Annotated in this window: 16 protein-coding genes; 4 read left to right on the forward strand and 12 right to left on the reverse strand. The window is 35.9% G+C overall.

The genetic code is table 11. The features are described 5' to 3' along the window. Window positions 1-23: 23 nt before the first annotated feature. From CG11_RS05620 to CG11_RS05645, 6 genes are all read right to left on the reverse strand, one after another. On the reverse strand, window positions 24-1,211 hold the full coding sequence (locus CG11_RS05620; RefSeq protein WP_197043784.1) for an MFS transporter: 1,188 nt from the start codon (window positions 1,209-1,211) through the stop codon (window positions 24-26). An 11-nt stretch (window positions 1,212-1,222) separates the two neighbouring features. After that, the gene (locus CG11_RS05625) at window positions 1,223-2,557 is read right to left on the reverse strand and encodes a lysine N(6)-hydroxylase/L-ornithine N(5)-oxygenase family protein (protein WP_156039669.1); all 1,335 of its coding nucleotides are present in this window, start codon (window positions 2,555-2,557) and stop codon (window positions 1,223-1,225) included. A gap of 164 nt (window positions 2,558-2,721) precedes the next feature. Next, window positions 2,722-4,224, reverse strand: coding sequence for an aspartate aminotransferase family protein (locus tag CG11_RS05630; protein ID WP_052593989.1), 1,503 nt, complete (start codon window positions 4,222-4,224; stop codon window positions 2,722-2,724). Between the two features lie 683 nt (window positions 4,225-4,907). Continuing rightward, complete coding sequence (locus tag CG11_RS05635; protein ID WP_052593992.1) at window positions 4,908-6,059, reverse strand: PepSY domain-containing protein; 1,152 nt, start codon at window positions 6,057-6,059, stop codon at window positions 4,908-4,910. 392 nt (window positions 6,060-6,451) lie between these two features. Continuing rightward, entirely contained in the window at window positions 6,452-7,678 is a 1,227-nt protein-coding gene (locus tag CG11_RS05640) for a DUF4374 domain-containing protein (protein ID WP_197043785.1), read from the reverse strand. 83 nt (window positions 7,679-7,761) lie between these two features. Beyond that, entirely contained in the window at window positions 7,762-10,119 is a 2,358-nt protein-coding gene (locus CG11_RS05645) for a carboxypeptidase regulatory-like domain-containing protein (protein ID WP_052593996.1), read from the reverse strand. Window positions 10,120-10,410: 291 nt separating this feature from the next. Here CG11_RS05645 and CG11_RS05650 point away from each other — a divergent pair, with 291 nt between their 5' ends. From CG11_RS05650 to CG11_RS05665, 4 genes are all read left to right on the forward strand, one after another. Then, window positions 10,411-11,646, forward strand: coding sequence for an OmpA family protein (locus CG11_RS05650; RefSeq protein ID WP_052593998.1), 1,236 nt, complete (start codon window positions 10,411-10,413; stop codon window positions 11,644-11,646). 210 nt (window positions 11,647-11,856) lie between these two features. Then, complete coding sequence (locus tag CG11_RS05655; protein ID WP_052594000.1) at window positions 11,857-12,615, forward strand: RluA family pseudouridine synthase; 759 nt, start codon at window positions 11,857-11,859, stop codon at window positions 12,613-12,615. A gap of 517 nt (window positions 12,616-13,132) precedes the next feature. Next, window positions 13,133-13,582 (forward strand): hypothetical protein, encoded by a 450-nt coding sequence (locus tag CG11_RS05660; RefSeq protein ID WP_052594002.1) that lies wholly within the window; start codon window positions 13,133-13,135, stop codon window positions 13,580-13,582. A 126-nt stretch (window positions 13,583-13,708) separates the two neighbouring features. Then, window positions 13,709-14,386 carry a DUF998 domain-containing protein gene (locus CG11_RS05665; protein ID WP_052594004.1) on the forward strand — a complete coding sequence of 226 codons (678 nt, stop codon included), beginning with the start codon at window positions 13,709-13,711 and terminating at the stop codon, window positions 14,384-14,386. Between the two features lie 72 nt (window positions 14,387-14,458). On the opposite strand, the gene CG11_RS05670 is transcribed toward CG11_RS05665, so the two are convergent. The 6 genes from CG11_RS05670 to CG11_RS05695 form a co-directional block, all read right to left on the reverse strand. Beyond that, complete coding sequence (locus CG11_RS05670; protein WP_052594006.1) at window positions 14,459-15,046, reverse strand: phytanoyl-CoA dioxygenase family protein; 588 nt, start codon at window positions 15,044-15,046, stop codon at window positions 14,459-14,461. A gap of 104 nt (window positions 15,047-15,150) precedes the next feature. Beyond that, window positions 15,151-16,464, reverse strand: coding sequence for a TolC family protein (locus CG11_RS05675; RefSeq protein ID WP_052594008.1), 1,314 nt, complete (start codon window positions 16,462-16,464; stop codon window positions 15,151-15,153). Window positions 16,465-16,639: 175 nt separating this feature from the next. Further along, a complete protein-coding gene (locus CG11_RS05680) occupies window positions 16,640-19,771 on the reverse strand; it encodes an efflux RND transporter permease subunit (protein ID WP_052594009.1) in 3,132 nt (1,043 codons plus the stop codon). A gap of 12 nt (window positions 19,772-19,783) precedes the next feature. Beyond that, a complete protein-coding gene (locus tag CG11_RS05685; RefSeq protein WP_052594011.1) occupies window positions 19,784-20,923 on the reverse strand; it encodes an efflux RND transporter periplasmic adaptor subunit in 1,140 nt (379 codons plus the stop codon). Between the two features lie 270 nt (window positions 20,924-21,193). Further along, entirely contained in the window at window positions 21,194-21,541 is a 348-nt protein-coding gene (locus CG11_RS05690) for a 4Fe-4S binding protein (protein WP_052594014.1), read from the reverse strand. Between the two features lie 238 nt (window positions 21,542-21,779). Then, window positions 21,780-22,787 carry a glycosyltransferase family 9 protein gene (locus CG11_RS05695; protein ID WP_052594016.1) on the reverse strand — a complete coding sequence of 336 codons (1,008 nt, stop codon included), beginning with the start codon at window positions 22,785-22,787 and terminating at the stop codon, window positions 21,780-21,782. Between the last annotated feature and the right edge of the window lie 465 nt (window positions 22,788-23,252).

Genomic DNA, 23,252 nt, shown 5'->3' on the forward strand with positions numbered 1-23,252 from the left:
TCGGTTTACTTTGAAATGGTGTGTTATGTTTTAGACACCTTGTTATTGAGTGCAGACTTGACGTTTATTTGTACATAAAAGAGTATATAATACATTAAAAGAATCGCCATGAAACAACCTACAGCAATCAAGAAAGGCATTCTTAATCCTTCTAAGTCAACAATAATTCCGACTGACAAGGAGGCTAATAAAACGCCTAAGTTTTGGAAAAAATGAATCTTGCTATAGTCTAGGGCATAAGCATCTGGATGGCTTTGTTCAAACAAAAGGACATCGAACCGAACCATGCCTTGAAATATTGCCCAGCCATAAATGATTCTACCCAAAATTAAGACAACATCTATTTGAGAGGCTTGTAGCCACAGCCCAACTATTCCTAATAATAAGGCGGATAAAATACCTCTATACAGGTTATTAGGTGCGTGTCTTTGATTGAAAAAAAGACCAATCAGTGCCACAAAACCAGGAATAGCGTACATCGTTCCAGAAACTAGTTTGCTGTCGTATATAGAAATACTTTCCCAATAGGTAGAGAAAAAAGGTCGAATTAAGAAATCACTAAAATACAGGACTAAAGTGAGTAAACCTACCTTTAGAATAAAGCCATTATTACTACGCTTTTCTACTGCTATTGCTGCTGAAGTTAGGACTTGATCGGTCAAAAAACGGTTGCTTTTTAAAAGGTACCAACTCATAGCCATTTGAACAAAATCCCCCAAAGCCATGATTAAAAAGATGTACCGAGGATCTAAAAAATCAACTGCTAAACCGCCAATCACAGCTCCTCCAATGCCACCTAGATGAACAATAACAGAGAGCAAACCAATGGTGTGTACCTGTTCTTCTTTTTTGATTATTTTAAGAATAAACGGATAAACCAGTAGATAACTTCCCTTGAATAAAACCATTATTAAAGAAGCCAACCAAAAATTAAAATAAGAACTAGTACTGAAACAATACAAGGCTAAAATCCCTGCAATGGCTTGAGTAATAACTAAAATTTTTAGTTCCGCTATTTTCTTGGCTAGGTATGCCCAGAAAGGGAAGGCAATCATGACCATAAAGCAAATCGCCCCAAAATAATAACCAACTATTTTAGGATCTGTAATGCCAAATCTTAATTCAAAAAATTGAGGATAAAAAGGATGCAGTAGATAGTCACTTACAACAGCAACTAAAGTCATTAAAATTAAAAAAAATCTTAAATCCATAAGGTGTATTTTTAGACTTGATGTTCAAGGTCTTTTAATTGTAATTGGGAAGTGTGGTCTACTTCAAATTGTTGAAAAGCAATTTTTTGTTCGATAGGATAGTAGTCAATTCCTGTCATTTCTTTGATAATGTAAGAATTGCGATAAGCAGCCATTCCCAAATCAGGTGTTACAAAACCATGCGTATGCAATTCAGCATTTTGAACAAAAATGGCATTGTTTTGAGTATCGATGCTATAATTTCTTTGGACATCAAATCGCCCCTTGTCATCCCACTGAATACGCTCGTGAATGCTTTCCAGAAATTTAGGTAACCTATAGGTATAACCTGTCGCCAAAACCAGCCCTTCTGTTTTTAACTCATAATAGGCATCTTGTTGGTGTTGATGAAAGGTAAGCTCTAATTCCGATAGAGTAGTAGGACGAACTTCTTTTAAGGTCGAATGTGTTTGTAACTGTACGTTTATATTAGGTTTTGAAAGGCGTTTGGTATACAGTAAATCATAAATAGCATTGATCAAATCGCCGTTGATTCCTTTGTACAGATGTTTTTGACGTTGAAGAATGGCATCTCTTTTGGCAGCAGGGAGGCGATAGAAATAATCAACATATTCAGGAGAAGTCATTTCTAAAGTCAGCTTGGTATATTCCAAAGGAAAATAACGATCAGAACGAGTAATCCAATTCAATTCATACTCCATATGATCAATATCTTGCAATAAATCGTAAAAAATTTCAGCAGCACTTTGACCACTTCCAACAATCGTAATGCTTTTTTGCTGTTGCAGTTGTTTTTTGTGTGCTAAATAATTAGATGAATGAATAAGCGTTTCCTTGTGCGCAAGACAACACTTGGGTATATGTGGGCTTGTTCCTGTACCCAATACGATTTTTTTTGTTTTATAAACAAGCGTTTTTTGCAATGGCTGATGAAAAACAGAAACCTCATAAAGTTTATTGGAGGCATTGTAATGGATAGAATCTACTCGAGATTGAAAATGAACGTTGGGCAATTGTTGAATAACCCATTGGCAGTACTGGTTGTATTCTTTTCGGAGTAACAGAAAGTTTTCACGAATATAAAAGGCATAGATTCGACCAGCTTGCTTGATATAATTTAAGAAGCTATAAGGGTTGGTAGGATCTGCTAATGTAACCAAATCTGCAATAAAAGGAATTTGTAATGTTGTTCCTTCAATCATCATTCCTGGATGCCAGTCAAAAGAAGTGGATTGGTCAAAAAATAGTCCCTGTAGTTCTTGTATAGGTTCTGTTAGTGCTGCCAATCCTAAGTTAAAAGGACCAACACCAATACCGATGAAGTCATAAATTTTACTTGTGTTCATTACGATAGTATATTAGTTTAGTACTCCGTTGATTTTTTAGTTTTTTTATAAAAAACATAAAAAAGCATCTTGCATCAGTTTGATTATTAGCCTTTTATCATAAAAAATAATAAAAATGCATCTTTCTGATAATCAAACTGATACGATTTTTTAACGGAGTAATGTTAGTTGTTAGAATAGAAGATATTTCCTTGTTGAATGATTAACTGAATAATCTTTTTGAGGTCTGAAGGAGTTGTTTTGGGATTTAGTAGCGTGAATTTTAGATAGGTCGTGCCATTAATTTTGGTACTGGCAATAGAGGCCTGTCCAGTGTTAAATAAAGCAGTTTTAATGGCTAAATTGACACTATCAAGAACAGCGTCGTCTTCAATCCCTGCTTTTAGTTTGTATCGAAACACGACCGTACTTAACTCTGGTTTGTGCATGACCTCAAAGCAATCGGCTGCTAACAATAAGTTATAGGCATCTAAGGCGCGTTGGTGTACAATTTCCAAGAAAGAGGCAATGGTTTCAATCCCTGTCATCCGTAGTGTGAACCATAGTTTGAGTGCGTCAAAACGTCTAGTTGTTTGAAGCGACTTGACAACTAAGTTGGGAGCTTCTGCATCTTTGGTTTCTATTGGATTTAGATAATCGGCATAGTAGGATACATACTTAAAATTAGCCTTGTCAGCAGTAATAAAAGCACTAGAGCAAACAGGTTGAAAGAATGTTTTATGGAAATCAATGGTGAGAGAGTCGGCATGCTGGATTGCTTCCAATGTTTTTTGGTGCGTTTGGGTAAAAATAAAACACCCCCCATAAGCACCATCTACATGCAACCATAAGTTATGAGCCTTAGCAATTTTAGAAATGTCAGCGATAGGGTCTATACTACCAAAATCAGTTGTTCCTGCCGTAGCGACTACAGCGATAGGGATATTGCCTTTTGCTTTTTCTGCCTCAATGGCTTGAGATAGGGCTTGTGGATTCATTTTGTATACCGCATCTGTTGGTACTTCAACCACAGCATCGTAACCTAAGCCCAATAAGGCAGCATTTTTTTTGATGCTATAATGTGCTTTTTCAGAACAGAAGATTCGAAATTTATGAACCACTTTAGAAAAACCATGCTGCTTAATATTTAGACCTAAATATTGATGTGCATAGTGGTCTCGAGCCATCAACAAGCCCATGAAGTTTGATTGTGTTCCTCCACTTGTAAAAACTCCGTCAGCAGTTGCAGGCATTTTGAAACTTGTTGCAATCCATTCAATGAGTTCTTGTTCTATTAAGGTGCCAGATGTACTTTGGTCCCATGTTTCAACTGCTGTATTGATTGTTGAAGCCAAGAAATCACCAATGATAGCAGGAATCGTGACAGGACAATTTAGATGTGCCATATAATCTCGATTATGAAAAGAGATGGTATGATCCAAGTAAATGTCTTTGATTTCATCCAATGCGGCTGATAAATTAAGAGGATGCCCCGTCGCCTCTCCAATTTGTTGCATTTTATTTTTTAATTCTTCAATAGAAGCACCACTATAAAACTTTTCTCGTTCAAAAAATCCAATTAAATAATCAATCGTCTTTTCTATGTTATTTTTTAGCGTGTGAACCGATGTCGCATCTAGAATACTGCTAAAATCTGTCTCGTTTTTAGAAAGGTAATTTAGAATCATTGCTTATTTTTATTTAGTCTAAATAAGTTTAATGCCACAAAGCTATGTAATTATATTTTATAATTCAATTTTATTTAGACTTATTCTAAACAATTTTTTTCACCTTTTTAGAGTTGAAATAATAAATATCTGATAATGAGATTTATAGGAAATATACTTTCAATGAAAATATATACAGTTGTGATTGCAACGGCATAAGAATGTTGCTAAGGAGGAGAGGGGGGGCGCACAAAACTTTCTAATACGGCTAAAAGTTGCACAAAAAAAAAGAGACTTCGGACTTTTCCGACAGCCTCTTTGAGGGGAAAGATATATCTACTGACAGATTACTGTACAGTCACATTCCCCAATATACTTACTGGTATAAGTGTATTTTTTTACTCCATTATCGCAGCTTTTTGCTTTGCTTATACAATTATTTCTATTCTTTGAATCCAAAGAAGTATGAATAAAAATAATTGAAGCACAAATTAGTATAATAGATAGCGCTATTCTTAGTATTAATGCTGATTTTGCTTTCATATTAAAGACTTTTTTTGTTAAAAATCCTTTTATGGATTACATATAACGTCACAATCTCCATTACCGCAAGTTTTATTTTAAAATTTTTATCAAAAAATTGATAATCATTAACATACATTTATGCTGTGTAATTAACTAAAAATCAACAAAAAAAACGAGTACTATACTCGCTCGGCAATATCTTTTTTTCTTTTCCACCAAATTAACAAACCAGTTACAGGTAAAATAGAAATAAGAAAGCTAGCGAGAAAGACAATAATTTTACCAAACAATCCTAAAATTGCTCCAACGTGCGTATCATAAGCTATACGGATGGTTTTATCGGCGAAATCGCTGTCTTTATAAATACCATAAATAGAATTTGGTTTTATTTCTTGTAATGTATGTTGATCGTAAAAACGATAATCAGAGTCGTAATAAACGCCTTGGCTATACGACACCTCTACATAAATTGCGGTAGAATCTGTTTCTGGATAATGCAATTCTAAATTTTGATAATTGGGAATGTCTTTTTTGATTTGGGGAATCAATTGATCCAATGCAATGGTATCGGACGGATTGCCATTTGGCGTAGAGATATTATTAGGAATAATAAATTGAGGAGCTTTACTTCCTCCAACGGCTTTAAAAACAATGAAATAAAACCAATTTAAACCTATTATAGAGCCTGTAATACCAATAATCAAAGCAAATAAAGATAGATAAACACCAAGAATCGTATGTATTTGAATAATTTTCTTTTTCAAAGAAGTTCTCTTGGTCCATTTGACTTGTAGGGTTTGTTTGAAATGTCGTTTGTTTTTGGGCCACCAAAGCAGAAGACCCGATACCAATACAATTAAGAATAGAAAGGTACCATAGGAGACCAAGACAGCACCAATAGACTTGGGTAACCACAGTGTTTTGTGCCCTTGCAAAGCAAAAGCTAAAAAACCAGAAAGGCAATCTTCTTTGTGTAAGACAGCACCACTATAAGGATTTAGATAAACCTTATAATAAAACTCAGGTTCTGCTTCATAAAAGATAACTTCAATAGCATCGGTGGCTTTCCCAAAAACACTACCATGAATGGCTTTGTCAGGAAAAATGGTTTGTGCTATTTCTTTAACCTCAGAAGCGGTCAAAAATGGTTTGGATTCTTTGGGAACCGTTTTGTAATCTGCGCCAAAATCTCTTATCTCATCTTGAAAAGAGAGACAAACACCAGTTAGGGCAAGAATAAAAACAATCAAACCAGTTGCTAAGCCTAAAAAGAGATGAACTTTTCGAGCTACTTTTTTTATGCGTTGTTTTAGAGGAGGCTTATTTTTCATAAATCTTAATAGGTGATACTCTGTTGCTTATTAGTATTGTATTTGAAAATTTATAAGAATGTACCTTGCTAATAATTAGATTGATACGATTTTTGAAACAGAGTAATAGATAGGCGAAAGTTATTGTTAATAGTAGCCTATGAATGATTATCAGGCTATTGATATTGAGTATTAGAAAATAAATTTGATAGGCAATGTTGAATTGCAATACATTGCAATAGTCCGCTCTTAATGCTTGACTTATTATAATTAACAAGTGTGCTGTGTTTTTAAGCATGAGCGGACTAAAGCAATAACATAAGTGCAAAATCAAGCCAAATAATCGCTTAGAAAAAATCAATTTTTAAAATGCTTTTTCCTAAACAATTACTTAAATTTTGAAATACTTTGCCTTAGTAAAGTTTGTAGAACCCTTTGATTGTTTTTCCTACTATTTTGGCACCTTTGGTTCCTACAGCAGAAGCGATGTCAACTTGATAGACATAAGCATCATTGGCTGTTTCAATGCTTACATAAACTTTTCCTTCTTCTACCAAGATAGGAGAGGTGTATCGTTTGGCATGCAAAGGTACATTGGTAACATCCGTAATCGTTTGATTTGCTAAGTCAATAATGACGAGTTTCTGATTAAAAATATCACGACCATAAGCTGCCCAAGGAGCGGCTGGATTGTCTGACGTCAATATTCTAGCAATAGCTTTATTATTACCTACATAATCAAACCAAAACAATTTACCTCCATTGGTTGCCGCTTCTATATCAAAGAAGTAATTAGGATCAAAATCAGTTTCCCCTGCTTTGATTCTCAAAATACCAGAAGGTTTGGTAGGAGCGACAGAAAACCCAGCCATAATAGCACCACAAGAGAAAGAATAAAGGTCCCCATTATCGGCTTCTATCAAGCCCTCTGTTGCACCATTCACGCCAATGTGACAAGTTCTAGAATCTGAAATAATTTTGGTAGGGCTTGTTCCTACATTTGGGTAATCATAAACAGCAATTAGAGCTTCGTTGGGTTGTGGTGTGCTAAAGTTGCCTTGTACGTCCAATTTATGAAATGGCACAAATAGATGATTGCCACGAACTTTTAAGGCAGTAGGCCAAGCAACCAAAGAATCAGGAATGGATTCAAATATTTTTGTTCCAACGATTTTCTTGACACCAACAGTATTGACATCAATAAAATAGAGCCTTCTGTTTTGGAAACCAGCTCTAGGAATCTCCATCGCCAACAAGGTCTCTTCATCCGAAGATGCACCAAACATTTCTAAGGCATTATCAAAAATAAACTCTCCTTTTTTTATCAAACTTCCATTTTCGTCTAAGGCATAAGCAGCACATTGATTGTCATCACTATATCCCGATGCAAACAAGGTTTTGCCGACAGGATAATAAAAACGCCAGCCCGTTTGCTCTACACCACTATTGACAGCAGAGAGTTCTCCCTGCATAAGGTCTGTTTTATTCAATAAAAACTCTGTTTCATCTGTACCTGTCGTTTTTAGGGCATATGTAATTCCTGCTTCAACAGGTTGAGGTGTCACTACTTTTTGCTCACAAGCAACAAAACCTAAAGAAATGCTGAGCAATAAGCAGAAAAAACTATTTAAATTAGACATGCTATACATGATATAAGTAATTTGATACTTCGTGTTATAAAATGTTTGAACGAAGTAAGGATGATGGTAAAAAATGAACCTATTTATTTCAGGAAAAAGCATCTTAGTTTGACATAAAATGCAATCCCTGGTTTTTGTATATTAAAATTATCGTATGCTTTGGTATTGGTAAAGTTGTTAAGACTAGCTGCTAAATTATACTTGCCTTTTTTCCACGAGCATTCTAGGTTCAAATCCTGAATGAACTGACTTGGAATAACATTTTTTGTCGCAGCATTGCCAAGTTTTTCCCACGTCAAGTAGAATTGATGGACATAGCGCCCACTCCAAAAAATAGCAAATTGTAGATCTTTTGTTTTTAGGTCGAAGTGGTACCCCAAGCGAATATTGGAAAATAAATATGGAATATTGGGAACCCTACTTTGGTAGTTAACATTGGGCAAACCTTCATCAAAAGGAGATTCGTCCGTAAGGTGCTGATAAGTAGCATTAAGAGACAAGCTAACGGTTTTTTTATAATGAACCGCACCGCCCATTTCTACTCCAATAACACCAACATTGTTGATGTTTTCATAAGAACCAAAAGGACCTAGAGGGACAAAGCGAATGTAGTTTTGAGCATTTCTATAAAAAAAGTTGCACTCATAATGAAACTGAAATAGTGGTATGGTAGGACTCGTATTAAATCCAAAATTTATATTGTGACTTGCTTCTGGAAGCAATGCTGGGTTTGGGCGAATGTAGATGCCATCACCTAATATTTCATAAGTTTCAGGAAGGCGATATGCTTTTTCATACGACAGTTTGAATTGCATTTTTTTAGGGAGTCGGTAAGTTCCTACAATGCCATAGCCCCCAAAAAAGTTGTTGACAGTATTCTCAACATCATTGTTGGTATAATCTTGAGTAATAATATGGGCATTGAACCAATAGCCTTTGCCAAAGACCGTTGCCTCTAGTCGCTTGTTTTTGGTGTTGATGCTATACCCTAAACTCATTAAATTTTTATGCAAAGTACTAGGAGTGGTAAATGATCGCCTTAATGCATCAACTTTATCTTTGCCTTCTCGATACAAGAAATTTTGATGCACTGCCCAGTTGACTTGATGGCGAGGATGTATTTTGTAAGAAAGTTGTAAGCTAGAGTTGATTAGTTTGTCATTCAAAACAAAGAGTGAGCGACGCTCGTTCAACTCTCCTCTAGAAGAACTGGCATCTCTCCACCAATACACACCAGCCCAATTGTATTTTTTTTGACTAGTATCGACAACCGATTCGATGACATTACTCCATTGGGTATACGCTTTTATTTTTATCTTTTTAAACGATTTTTTATACAAAGCTTGTGCAGAAAGCGTTTGGTTTTTGGTATGGTAGTCCCCAAATGTTAGTTTGATATTATTATTGGGATGTTGGTAATTATTTCTATTTAAGGCTCCCATTACAGAGAGTGACAATTCGTCTGCAAACACTTTATCTAATAAACCTATTCTAAATCTGACCATTCCAGAAGTGTACTGATCGTGAAATCGTTGGATACTGATGTTGTTTACTTTATTGCCCAATTCATCATAAACAGGAAGGTCGTCCATCCAGTAGTTGTTATCAGAATGGTTAAAGAAGGCGTTTAGTGTTATGAAATAGCCTTTATTGGGTTGGGAGTATTGTGCATTTAAGGCAATTTGATGGGTATTAAAAGAGCCAAATGAATAGCTAGCATCCAAGAATGTTTTTCCTTTGTAATCGCTGACAATATTGATAGCACCGCCTAGTGCATCTGCGCTTAATTCGATAGGTACAACGCCTTTGTAGACTTCAATACTTTTGACTAAGTTGACAGGATAATTGTTCAAACTTAGAGACGTACCCAAATTTTCCATAGGAATACCATCTACAAAATATCGAATGCGATTGCCCGAAAGCCCGTTGAGAGACAAATTAAAAGCAGAACCAAGCCCACCTACCGAACGAATGTGGATGCCTGCGGTTTTGTTGAGCAACTGATTCAAATCAACCGTAAGGTTTTTGTAAGCTTTGGTCGCAATGACATCAACCGCATAGGCAGAAGATTTTAGCATCTGTTCATCGCTTTGGCCAACAACTTCTAGTTCTTGCAACACATTGGTAGAGCTGGTTAAGGTGACATTGATGGTGTATGTTTTCTTTTCGGTGATTGAGATTGTTCTTTCAAAGCGTTCATACCCCAAATAATGTACGGATAGAGTACAGACTCCCTTGGGAAGGTTGTCAAAATTGTAAGTGCCTATGCTATCGGATAGTGTTGTTAAAAGAAACCCTTCTCCACTTATAGAAATATCAGCAAATGGAAGAACATTATTAGAACCATCTACAACTTTTCCTTTTACATACTGAGCATTGCTAACAAGGGCAATGGAGAACAACAAGAGTAACAGTATATAGCGAGCAGAGAAGTGTTTCATTTAAATTTATTTTTATTTAGTCTAAATAAGATTTGATGCAAAAATATACAAATTTGTCAAAGCACCAAAATATCACCCAATTCTTCATCAATAATATTTTAGGTAGAAGACAAGAAGTATTGATAGTAATAGTTGTATCTTTTGAGGAGGTTTTTATTATATATAGACAGCAATCATCTAGTTTAAATAAAAGCTAACTTGCTGACCAAAAACTTAGAAGCTTCTTGTTTAGTTTTTATTAGTTAGATGTATTAATCACTCGATCAATTTCCATATAACAATCTCAATACGATGAAAAATTATCAGCAATTATTACTAAGTGGCTTACTGTTGCTAATCGGAAATATACTTTGCGCACAAATATCAAACGATACTTTGGATATAAACGGTCATGCAGATTGTACAACTCGTTTGAGCATTGAAACACGAAAAACAATTGGTCCAACAACAAGTCCTAATGGGCATGGCGAAGTCTTGGAGTTTAGTAGAAACGATTCAAAGAGTTTACATTTTATGGAGCGTGAGAATCACACCGTTTGGTATGAATTTGAAACAAAAACAGGAGGGCACTTAACATTTGAAATAGAGCCTTTGGATAGCTTAAATGATTATGACTTTGCTTTATACAAATACACAGATGATAATTTTTGTGCCAATGTTCGGAATAAAACAATTTTGCCAATTCGAACTAATTTTTCTCGGAATAAACCCGCTATAGGAAGTAGGACAGGGCTAGATATGGAAAGCGAGGAAATGTTGGTAACTTCTGGGATTAACGCGGCGTATGCTCAATCTGTTGTTGTAAAACCCAAAGAAAAATATGTACTGTTAGTCAATAATGTTTATGGCAATGGCAAAGGGCATTGGCTGCATTTCGATTATAGTATTAATATGGAGCTGACAGGACAAGTTGTTCAAGTAGATGGAGCGGGGAGCTTGGATGCCAATATTACTTTGACGAATACTAAAACGGGTCTTGTTATTGCCGAAACAACAGCAGACTCTATGACTGGAGCTTATCAACTAATGTTTGATTTGCCCAAAAGCCAGATGAATGACCTATTGCATTTAGAGGTGAGCAAGGAGGGGTACTTCTTTTATGATACACTCATGACGGCGTTTAAAATTAAAACCAAAATGAGAAATATTCAATTAAAAACACCCATTCGAAGATTAAAAAAAGGAACTAAGTTTGTTGTTAGCAATATCTTGTTTTACGGTGGTTCGCCCAAGCCACTGCCGAAGTCTATGCCCACACTCAAGGCATTGTATAAAATGATGCAACGCAATAAAAAGTTGAAAATAAAAATTGAAGGACATACGAATGGTTGTCTAGATGGAGAAGTGTTTTCTCAAGAGTTATCAGATGCTAGAGCAGCTACCGTAGCAACATTTTTAATTGATTATAAAATTAACCCCAAACGTTTGGATTCAGTTGGCTATGGATGTAAAAGAATGTTACACGATATTCATGGTAAATTTGCGTATTTAAATCGACGAGTGGAAATTGAAATTGTGAGTTTTTGATGGAGAGCTTGGTAATGTAAATTTTATAAAATTGTTTTTAATAAACTTTTTAAGGAACAGTACAATAATGCTTAAAAAAGAATATCTTTGCCGATTATTGATACTTTTAGTAGGGTTGAGTACCACTTATTAATTTGTAATGTACTTCTTGACAATAGTTAGCTGCGCTGCTACTATCTTGATACTAAAGAAAAAATACGTTCACCAGTTATGTTTCAGAAGCTTAAAGTTATTGAAGAAAGTCCTAGTTTTATTGTTATTAATAAAAGAGCAGGTTTAATTACAGAAAGAAATCCTTTCGAGATAATTACAGTAGAATCCTTAGTAGAAGAGTATCTAACAACAGGCAAACGAACTCCATACAGTTTGGAGCGTAATCAGGTTGTTGCATCAAAGAATCGAAAGAACTTCAAGGCACCAACAAAACCTAAAAATGCTGCTTTTGTCGGCGTTGTACACCGTTTAGATCGGGTTACAAGTGGTACCATGGTATTTGCCAAAAAGAAGAATAGCCTTAAAAAACTCAACGATCAGTTGAGTAGTCGAAAAATAAAAAAAACGTATCTAGCTATCCTTGAGAATGAGCCACCAAACAAGGCAGGAACGTTGCGGCACTATTTGGTCAAAAACCAAAAAGCAAAACGAGCAGATATTTTTAAGGAAAATAAGAAAGGTAGTGTACAGTGTACTTTGTCTTACGAGCTTTTAAAATCAAGTGCTAATGGTCACCTTGTCAAAATAGAATTACAGACAGGTCGTTTTCATCAAATTCGAGCGCAATTTGGCTTTATAGGCTGTCCTATCATAGGAGACGAAAAGTATGGTGCCACCAAAAAACACCTTCCTTTGGCTATTTGTTTGCATGCTTGGCAACTGCAATTTAGAGACCCGATTTCAAATGAAGAGGTGCTTTGTGAAGCAGAGGTGCCTAGAACGCGCTACTGGCAAGATTTTTCTCATATATTGTAAACGGAGTAGTAGTGTAGCTGATTTTTAAACTAGCACCAGTTTTTTCGATTTACTGAATGGTCAGAGAGCTTAGAAATGTTAATCTTTGTGTATAGGGATAGTTAAAGTGTTGAGGAGTTGAGAAGGAGGTATGAAATTTGGTTCTAAAAATTATTAAGAACGCCTTTTCATTCACTCTACATTATATAGATCTGAATAAGTTAATAACCGTATAACAATAGTTCGTTGAAACCACGCAGTAGCAGCGAAGCTAAACTTTATTAGTTTACTTCGTGAGTGCTGCGCAGTTGATAATTAATAAGTTATGATTTCATCGCATTTTGTGTTAAAATTTTGATTATCAAACTAATCTAAATGTGCTTTTTTATCTTTTTGGTGAAAAAGTAAACAACTAAGCGATAGCGATCTCACGACCGCAGGGAGCTACCACGAAGTAGCACCGCAGGTAATCAACGAACTACTAGTATAAGGTTGAAAACCTTTTTGGCTTTGTATAATGTCCTTAAAAATACACTTCATGCCAAAATTATTACTACTACTTGCCTTAATTATTTGCACATTTTCCAATTGTCGAAAAGATACCTTTGATCGTATAGAAATGAACATAGAGGGAACTTGGGAATTTACAAGTGCTAGCCAACGTTCTTATCAAGCCTTTGCTGGGCACCAATCTATTTTTTCTCACTACGAAGGGGATTTGATTAGATTTGAGAAAGATAAAACAGCTTACTACACAGAATCTAATGGTGATCAATTAGAAGGAATTTGGGACATTAGATCTGTTGACGGAACAGATGACGATGGAGATAGTGTTACAGAATACATTATTTCGATTGCCTTAGCAGATCAAGCGGGGGGCTTAATTCATTACGTTTGGGAAGTTCAAAATATAAACATCAATCATCATTTGAGAGTTGAAGAATCTACTTCGGATTATGAATATTGCTATGAGTTATCAAAGCGATAAATAAGAATGTTACTAAATTTATTATGTTTTGTGCTACGGTTTTTATTATCAACTGCACAGTACTTATAAAACGAAGTTCATGAGATAAACACCTCATAATGGTGACGTACTATTATTACTAAATACATGACAACAATTTGGCAGAAACGTTGCTATACTTTAGGTGTTTTTGGTGCCTTGCAATTTATTATATTGACTCTTGTAGCAATGCTAGTTTATCCAGGAGGAACGTTGCACGAGCCTTATCTAGAGCATTATTCCTTTTTATATAATTTTTTTAGTGACTTAGGTCGGACAGTTACGTTTAACCATACTTCCAATTGGTTGACGCATTGGATTTTTAAGACAGCGTTGGGGATAGGAGGAACTTGTTTGATGGTCTTTTTTGTGGCTTTGCCCAATTTATTTACCCAACCTACTGCCAAAGTGTTCGGATTGCTGACTATGATTTTTGGTGTTTTGGCAGGCGCAAGCTATATTGGAATTGGGCAAGTTCCTTGGGATATTGACTATTGGGGACATCGTTTGTATGTGCGAGTAGGTTTTTTAGCGTTTTTGGCGATGACCCTTTTTTATACCTTAGCTATTTTAAGAGAGCAAGCATATCCCAATCGTTATGCTGTTGCAATGGCTGTTTTTGCTATCGTTTTAGCGATACAAATAGCTATCATGTTTTATGCTACCAATGCTTGGCATTCTAATGAGGCTTTGTATTTACAGGCAGTTGCCCAAAAAGTGGTGGTATATGCCGAAATCTTGTGTATGCTATATCAAAGTTATGGTGCTTTAAAATTAGTTAAGTAAGTGGTCAGAAAAAATAATAACAAAAAATAAGATCGTTTGACTTGCTATTTTTTTGAACGATTACTTAAGTAGCTATTGGGGGGAATTAAAAGTAGATTTCTGAAAAAAGCATTGGAAAACACGCCTTTGAGCAGTTTGTTGCATTCTATCTGAACCATGATAGAGTAGGGGACTAAATAAAATAACATCCCTTGCGTTTGCATCTAAAAAGACAACCTCTTCTTTAGAAAAAGGACTGTTTTTTCCTTTTAAGTGACTTTGAGGAATTACTTTTAAGGCACCCGTTTGACGATCATTGAAATCTAAGTTGATTCGCACCCAAAAACCTTGATTTAACCACAATTCTTTTTGAGAATGATCCAATTGTAAATAAGCAGGAAGATTAATGTCTTGGTGAAATTGTAAGGGCCAATTTTCTTGCTTAGACTTGGATAGATAAAAGCAATAATCTGTCATAAAACAAGGCAATCCTTTGTGCTTTAAACTGGTTTCGATTTGCTTAAAAATAGGTTTTATACTAGTAGAATGGCCAAAGACATTTTTTCGGATATTTGGTGAAGCCCCCTCCAATGCTATGCTGCACGATTGCAGTGTTTGTAGAGTTGCCTCAGAAATAAAGAGGGGCAGCAGTTGATAGCCGTTTTTTTCTAAGAAAAGCATTGTTTTTTAGATTGGTGAAGTGCAAGAATAAACCATTTTAAAACTATGAACGAACTGATGATGAATGTTTATAGTTTTAAAATGGTTTTGCTAGAAATTTCTCTTTATTTGGCAATAGTACCTGCTAAGCGACGCAATTCCCATTCTGATAATTTGGCATTGTATTTTGCTGTAATGACTTGTTTTTGAGCTTGTATATAATTGAGCTCGGCACGTTGATAGTCTAAGAGACTCGCTTGCCCTAAATTGTAGGCTTTAGTAATACGATCAAAACTTTGCTTACTAATGACTACATTGCTCTCTTCCAGAGGGATTAAGGCCATATTGTTTTCATGGTTCGAATAAGCATCTTTAACGCTTTGCTCAATATCATATTGAACCAATTCTAGATTGAGTTCTTGATTTTTAATATTTAGGCGATTTTGAATCTTAGCACGTTTGACCGCACCTGCACCATAAATGGTATAGGTCAATCCTAAATTGACGCTAGGACCAAAGGCATCGCTTGTTTTTACAATACCAACGTCATTCCTAGAACCATTATAACCATACGTAATCGTTGTATTTAGTTTAGGAAACAATTCCGTTTTAGTTATTTGGTAATCAAGGTTTGCTTTTTCAATATTTTGCTGAGCTGAAATCACCATTAAGTTATTTTTTAAGGCAGCTTCTTTGACCGTTTCATAGTTTAAGGACAAGTCTAGTTCTGTATCTACTTGAACAATAGCGTCATCAGCAACTTCCTCTGTTCCTAGAGCTTTATTTAACTGTCGGACAGCTTGGCGCATATTTAATTTAAGACGTAGCAATTGCGTGCTATCGCTGTTATAAGAGGTCAATAAATTCAAGCGTTCTACTTCAGAACCCTGACCGTATTTTCGTTGTGTTTCAATGCGCTTGAGTTGAATTTTTGTTAGCTCTAATTTTTCAGTAGCAATTCTATAATCTTCTTGCAACAAAGCTAAGTTGTAGTAGGCTTGAATGACGTTATAAATAGTCGTTTCAATCTGCTGTTGATATTGCGTATTGCTCAACTGAACATCTACCTTTGACTTTTTTAATTGATAAACAGGTTTTAGACCATCAAAAATAGTATAGCGCAAATTTAGATTTGCATTAAAGTTGTGAGAAGCTGCTGCGGGTTCATTTTGATCAGGAATATTACCAGAAAAGGTCGTCTTGCTATTATTATTAGAATAAGTATAGCCCCCCGAAAAATCAATGGTAGGCAAAAAACCAGCGGCGCCAATAGTGGCATTAGTGGCAGCTACTTCTATATTATTTTTAGCAATTTTAATATTAAAATTATTTTCTATAGCCGTTTGAACGACATCGTCCAATTGAATAGGCTGTTGTTGAGCTAGCATTAATATAGGGCTACTCCATAAGAACGCCATAATGATGCTTTTAAATTTCATGTTATATCTTTTTAGTTAATACTCCGTTGATTATTATTCGCTACGCTCATGAGAGCGCAAGGCTAGTTCCCTGCGGTCATGGATCGCAAGCTTAGTTACCTGCGGTGCTACTGCGTGGTTTTAACGGAGTAATGCTTAGTAATTGGCTAACCTTTTTGTATTAAAAAGTTTAAAATTATTCTTCCTCCTCTTCTAGAACACTAGGTTCAACAGCTCTAGGCGCTACTTTTTCTCCTTCCCAAAGCCATCTCCACCCTCTACGGAGGTTATTAACAACGACCAACAATGGTGGCAGCATTAATAACATGATAAAGGTAGCGGACAATAATCCATAGGCTAAGGATACCGCCATAGGAATAACAAACTGTGCTTGCAAACTGGTTTCTAGAACAATAGGCAGCAGTCCAGCGACAGTCGTAACAGAAGTTAGTAAGATTGGGCGGAAGCGGGAAATACTAGCCTCATAAACAGCATCCATAAAACTCAAACCATCTTTTAACAAACGGTTCATGGTACTCACCAAAACCAAACTATCGTTAATCACAACTCCTGCAACGGCCAATATACCAAAAAGAGACAACATACTGATTGGTAGATTGTGAATCCAGTGTCCTGTTACCACTCCAATAAAAGCAAATGGAATTAAGAGTAAAACTATTGCCGCTTGAAAGAACGAACGGAAAGTCAAAACCACTGTAAAAAAGACAAGTAACAAAATAACTGGCAACCAACGTTTCATGGAGGAGGTTGTATCACCTGCTCGTTCGCTCTGACCTTCATAAATAACCTGTACGCTAGGGTGTTTTGCCAAGATAGTTGGAACAATTTCATCTTTTGCTTCGTCAAAAATTTCTGTAGCCGAAGCATTGGGATCGTTCAAAGAAGCACTAACCTCCATTTTTGCTTGGTTATTGACGTGAGAAATCTTCAACGCCACTCGTTTTTGTTCTAGTTTGACCAGTTCTTTTAAAGGATACGTATTTTGCCCCACTCTAATTTTCATGTTGAGCAATTGACTGAACGATTCTCTTTCTTGGTTGGTGTATCGCAACCAGACCTTAACCTCATCAGTGCCACGTTGCAATCGCTGCACTTCGTAACCAAAATAGCCTTGGCGAATTTGGCGAATGACGGTTGAAATATCAACGCCCAATGCACGAGCTTTAGGCAATAGTTCTATATGAAATTCTAGCCCTCCTTTTTGGTCGTTGTCTTCAACATTTTTGAGACGACTATCGGCTTCCAAAATCTCTTTGAATTCATCTTTTGCTTTGCGCAATTCCTCCATGTTTTCACCAACAAAACCGACTTGGATAGCAGCACCAAAAATAGATTTTTGCCCATAGGTTAAGCTTTCTGCTTCGTAGACTTTTCCAACCTTATCACGCAGTTGATTTCCAAAATCAGAACTTAGCATATTTCTAGTTTCTCCATCTAACAGAGAAATAAACAAGCTTCCTTCGTTAGGGCTATTGCTAATAGAACGAGCAATTGACTGTACTAGCATTTGACCATCTTCTCGTTGAGCGGATAGTTCCGTGTTTAGTTTCCATGCCTCTTTTTCAATTTTTGTCAAAAGACCTTGAGTAACCTCTTCTGTTGTTCCTGCTGGTAATTTTAAGGCAACCACTACATTATCCTGATCTACATTAGGGAAGAAAGTAACTTTTACAATCCCTCCTTTTACTAAGTTACCGCATAGAACCAAGATAACAATGCCTACAGAAATAGAAATCATTTTGTTGTTGATACAAAAACGAAGGGTAGGACCATAAACTTTGTCTTTTAGAAAGTCAAAAAATGCGGTACTGGTTTTTTCTAGAACGTTTTTCTTATTCCCATGCTCTAAATCTTTGGAATGCGCAACATGTGCAGGCAAGATAAAGAAGCCCTCAATTAGAGAAAAGAGTAGGGTACAGATAACGACAAAGGCAATATTAGACATAAAGTCTCCCATTTGCCCTTCAATCAAAAAGAAGAGCATAAAGAACCAACAAGTTGTAATAACAGCAGAGATAACAGAAGGCAAGACCTCCATTACACCTTCTATGGCGGCTTGTTTGGCAGGAATTCCTTTCTCGTATTTCTGGAAAATATTTTCAGCAATAACAACCCCATCGTCTACCAAAATACCAATAACTAAGATTAACCCAAATAGTGACAACATATTGATGTTAACTGTAGAAAAAGGCATGATTATAAACATTCCTGCAATAGAAATAGGAATACTCAAGGCGACCCAAAAGGCAATTCTTGGTTTTAAAAACAAGCCTAATAGTAGCAATACCAAAACAAATCCAATCAATCCATTGTTGACCAATAACTCTGTACGTTGTTGAATACCAATACTTCCATCTCGAAGCAAAAAGGCTTCAACAATTGTGTTTTCGTTATTAAATTCTTCTATAAACTCTTTTGATTCGGTAGCCGTTGTAATAATATCCTCACTCAAACGACTCATCACCTGAATTTTTACAGCAGGTTTGCCATTGTAAAATTCTCGTTGTGGAACATCTGCCCATTGGTTCTTAATATCAGCGATATCTTTTAGGAGAATATTGGTACCACTAGAACTTGTTTGAATGATAATGTTTTCAAGTTGCTCGGCATAGTAGGCTTTATTTTCTGCACGAATCGTAATTTTAGTACTACCCATTTCTAGATTTCCTCCCGTCAATTCGACATTGGAACCTTGAACAGCACGGGCAACATCTTCAAATGTTAATTGATAAGCATCTAAAGCGTTTTCTCGAATAGCAATCTCGATTTCCTCGTCAGGATAGCCCGATACGATTACTTTAGAGATGTTCTTTTTTGCCAATAATTCTTGCTCTGCTCTTTCTGCAAACTCTTTGAGTGTTTTTAAATCAACATCGCCACTAATCATAATATCTGCTGCGGCATCTGTTCGCTCTCTTTTGTAAATAACAGGCGTTTCGGCGTCATCAGGAAATGTATTGACTCGGTCAATCGCATTTTTGACATCGCTTAAGACATTTTCAATTTTGTAGTTGCTAAAAATTTCAACATTGACCGTTGATAAGTTTTCGATAGAGGTAGAACTAACTTTTTTGATCCCTTCTAATCCATCAATTTCTTCCTCTATTTTTATGGTAATTCCCTTTTCTACTTCAGTAGGAGAGGCACCAATATAAGTCGTTTCGATAACGATTTCTCGACTTTCTACCCTAGGGAACTGGCTGCGTTGAATATTAATAGCAGAAAGCACTCCCAGTATACCAATCAAAAGCAGCAATACATCTGCTGTGATGTGGTATTTTATAAAATATTGTATTGCGTTTTTCATTTATGATTGATTTTACTGAATTACTTGGACAGGCATACCTTGGTAGGCACCTAAAACAGATTGTGCCAATAACTCTGTCCCGTCTTCCACACCTCGAACGTACATTTGATTGTTGTCAACTTTCACCACTTCAATTTGTTGGAGGTCTAGTTTTCCCTCTTTGACAACATATACCTTATTATTATTGATAAGTAGCTTTCTAGGCAAGGCAACGACATTATCCAAAGACTTAGTTGTAATTTTTCCATTGAGAAACATGCCTTCGTTCAGTTGGCTGCTATTGATAGTGATAAAGACTTTTTGAGTTTGAGTCTTTTCTTCAATAGTTTTTCCAAAGCGATTGACCGTACCCGACCACGTTTCATTGGTTGCCTCCGAATAGAGGTTGACCTTATTTCCTTTTTTGAAAAACTGTACATCATACAGAGAAACGGTTGCTTCCAATTCGTAGCGAGAAGGGTGCGTTAGTTCCCCTAGTTTTTGACCACTACGAACCAATGCCCCCTCATACGTGGAAGCATTGCTAAGAACGCCATCAAAAGGAGCATAAATTTTGTATTTGGTCAACCGATATTCTTGACGTTTGATATTGATGTATTGATTTTCGATGTTACGACCTCCTATGTAAAGCTTTTCTCTAGCATTTTTGGTTTTTGGCAATTCTTTGATAGGTTGTTTGAGATCAAAATTATCTACATAAGCTCGCCATGCTTCAAAATTTTCTGAATAGTCATTTTCCAAGTCAGGTAAAATGCTGATAATAGAACTGTACAATTGACTTTTGGCAGCTTGGAGTTCTAATTGAGCTTCTGTATCGTCTAGCGTTAACATCAATTCTTTGGCTTTAAAGAAAATGCCTTCTCTAAACTCTTTCCCTGCTTTTTTTATGGTACCTGTAACCTCAGAGTATAAGTCAATTTTTTGGCGAGGAACAACTTTTCCACTTATAACGACTTCAGATGAAAGGGTTTCATTGGCTGCCTTCATGGTATAAACATAATTTGTTTTAGCGGTAGCCATACCAGCAGATTCTGTATTGGTTTTCTTCGTTTTGTTAGCACTTGAATTTCCAACTTGAGAGGCAAAGTAAACACCTCCAACAAGAATGACAAATCCAATAACAACACTAATTTTTCGAAATATTTTATTCATGATTTATGTTCAATCTAAACGATTTGGTTATGGTTATAGTAATAGAGGTTGGGTTAGGTTTAGGATGAAACCTATATTTGTCCTTTAATGTTCACAAGTATAGACTAAAAAAATTATTTATTGTTTATTAGGACGACCAGTTTTCAATGAATGGTAAGATAACTTCAATAAAAGGAGGAGCAAATGTTGGTTGGGTAAGCCCAAAAATAAAAGTCACTCTGAACGAATCCAGAATGACTTCTTTATAAAAAGGGGTAAAGCAATTGCAAATTAAACGTGTAGAATCGCCTTTTTCTTTAGCAATCTTTCTTCTGATTCTACATGATTTTCGTCAGGAACACAACAATCAACAGGGCAAACTGCTGCACATTGTGGTTCTTCGTGAAAACCAACACATTCTGTACACTTATCAGTTACGATATAGTAGAAATCTTCTTCAACCGGTGCATTCATTTTATGCGCATCTACTTCCTGTCCATCAACAAGTTGAAACATGCCCGTTGCACCTGTACCATCTGCATAAGCCCATTCTACGCCTCCATCATAGATGGCGTTGTTGGGGCATTCTGGTTCGCAAGCACCACAATTGATGCATTCATCAGTGATATAAATAGCCATTATTAGAATATTATGGATAAGTGATTAAATAAGAATGCAAAACTAATTATAAAACGTCCAAAAAACAAGAAAAGTTGATACTTTCAAACTATTTTTTACAGGAATAAGTGAATTCTTTTGACATCGAATAAAGAAATCAAACAACGTGTTTTTAGTGCTTTTTCAAAATATAGTGTATTGGTTTGTATATTGTGTGGTATTGAAGTGAAACAACCTTTTTGACTGAGATACAGTAGACTTAGTTGTTGTCCAGAATATCTAAAACAGCCTCCACAATAGTCGCTTCATCGAGTTGATTCATGCAGTTGAAATGTCCTTTGGGGCATTGCGGGTGACCAATTTTGGAACAAGGGCGGCAAGTGAGCGTCGGCTGTTCTATGATGGTAAATTTAGGACCATTACTAGGCAAGTAAGGATACATGCCAAATTTGGGAACGGTATTGCCCCAAATAGAAACAATGGGACGCTTTAATGCAGCAGCAATGTGCATGAAACCCGTATCATGAGCAATAACTACTTTGGCTCGGTCTACAATAGATGCCGATTGATGTAAGTTGAATTGACCACAGGCATTGATCACCTGATTTCCTGCTGTTTCAATAATTTGGGCAGCTTCACGATCTCCTTTGCCGCCAATGAGAACAATTAGTTCTTTGGGGAGCATTTTGCAGATGGACTTAATTTTGGAAGCAGGCAGGCGTTTGGTGGCATGGGCAGCACCAATCACAAAGACAATAAAGGTCTGATCGGTTAAACGTTGGTCGAGTATTGTTAAATCAATGTAATCTTGAGGTGGAATGTGGTAATCTAAGCCCTTGTCATCGTTCTTAATATTTAATTCTCGAACGGTATCCAGATAACGATCTACAATATGAAGATGGGGCATTTTATCTATCTTAAATTGCGTTAGCAGCCATTTCTGAAGATTTAATTTATTGAACGCTATGGTTTTGATCCCTAATTGGCGAGCAACATACCAAGATCTAAGATTTTTGTGTAAATCAATGAGTAGTGTGTACTGTTCTTTTTGTAGTGCTTTGACGACTTGTTTGAGAGGCTGTGTGTCTTTATCAAAGGTATGTACCTGATCAATGTACGGATTGGCGTCGAGGATGGAAGCAAACGTCTTTTTGGTCAAAAAATGAATCTCAACGTTTGGTAACTGTGTTTTTAAACAGCGAACAACAGGACTAGTTAGGACAATGTCGCCAATAGAGCTGAAACGAAGAAGAAGAATTTTTTGCATTTTTTGGAACTTTGAATGAATGAATGAAGTTAATCTTTCGTTATATATTTAACACCTAGTTGTGTTACCATTTCATGAGTGTTGAATAAGTAATTCCATATTATACGTATTTTGCTGCAGAAAAAAAATTACACAAAAAATAATACAACCGAACGAAAAAGTTAACCTACTAATATACTTTGTATGATAATTAAAAAAGATGTACTTTTGCTTAGTAGTCTGCTTATTATTAGTTGTCAATTGTTAAGTACACACAAAGCAATACAATATATTTTTAATACAGACGAATGTTTTTTATGAATTCAATATTTCCACACTCTCAATAAGAGGGGTAGGATAATGAGAGAAACTAAACCCAATTGGCTATTAATTAGTAGTAACGTAGCTAACTATTAGCTAATACAATAGTTAGCTGCGCTGCTACTACGTGGTCGTTGAAAACTTTATTAGTTTAGCTGCGCTGCT

Source organism: Aureispira sp. CCB-QB1 (assembly GCF_000724545.1).
Classification (GTDB): Bacteria; Bacteroidota; Bacteroidia; order Chitinophagales; family Saprospiraceae; genus Aureispira.

Excerpts from the sequence above, each read along its gene's own strand:
- CG11_RS05660 (WP_052594002.1), top strand. The coding sequence starts at position 13,133 with ATGCCAAAATTATTACTACTACTTGCCTTAATTATTTGCACATTTTCC.
- CG11_RS05635 (WP_052593992.1), bottom strand. The coding sequence starts at position 6,059 with ATGAAAAATAAGCCTCCTCTAAAACAACGCATAAAAAAAGTAGCTCGA.
- CG11_RS05695 (WP_052594016.1), bottom strand. The coding sequence starts at position 22,787 with ATGCAAAAAATTCTTCTTCTTCGTTTCAGCTCTATTGGCGACATTGTC.
- CG11_RS05680 (WP_052594009.1), bottom strand. The coding sequence starts at position 19,771 with ATGAAAAACGCAATACAATATTTTATAAAATACCACATCACAGCAGAT.
- CG11_RS05690 (WP_052594014.1), bottom strand. The coding sequence starts at position 21,541 with ATGGCTATTTATATCACTGATGAATGCATCAATTGTGGTGCTTGCGAA.
- CG11_RS05625 (WP_156039669.1), bottom strand. The coding sequence starts at position 2,557 with ATGAACACAAGTAAAATTTATGACTTCATCGGTATTGGTGTTGGTCCT.
- CG11_RS05640 (WP_197043785.1), bottom strand. The coding sequence starts at position 7,678 with ATGTCTAATTTAAATAGTTTTTTCTGCTTATTGCTCAGCATTTCTTTA.
- CG11_RS05630 (WP_052593989.1), bottom strand. The coding sequence starts at position 4,224 with ATGATTCTAAATTACCTTTCTAAAAACGAGACAGATTTTAGCAGTATT.
- CG11_RS05655 (WP_052594000.1), top strand. The coding sequence starts at position 11,857 with ATGTTTCAGAAGCTTAAAGTTATTGAAGAAAGTCCTAGTTTTATTGTT.
- CG11_RS05650 (WP_052593998.1), top strand. The coding sequence starts at position 10,411 with ATGAAAAATTATCAGCAATTATTACTAAGTGGCTTACTGTTGCTAATC.
- CG11_RS05675 (WP_052594008.1), bottom strand. The coding sequence starts at position 16,464 with ATGAAATTTAAAAGCATCATTATGGCGTTCTTATGGAGTAGCCCTATA.
- CG11_RS05685 (WP_052594011.1), bottom strand. The coding sequence starts at position 20,923 with ATGAATAAAATATTTCGAAAAATTAGTGTTGTTATTGGATTTGTCATT.
- CG11_RS05670 (WP_052594006.1), bottom strand. The coding sequence starts at position 15,046 with ATGCTTTTCTTAGAAAAAAACGGCTATCAACTGCTGCCCCTCTTTATT.
- CG11_RS05620 (WP_197043784.1), bottom strand. The coding sequence starts at position 1,211 with ATGGATTTAAGATTTTTTTTAATTTTAATGACTTTAGTTGCTGTTGTA.
- CG11_RS05645 (WP_052593996.1), bottom strand. The coding sequence starts at position 10,119 with ATGAAACACTTCTCTGCTCGCTATATACTGTTACTCTTGTTGTTCTCC.
- CG11_RS05665 (WP_052594004.1), top strand. The coding sequence starts at position 13,709 with ATGACAACAATTTGGCAGAAACGTTGCTATACTTTAGGTGTTTTTGGT.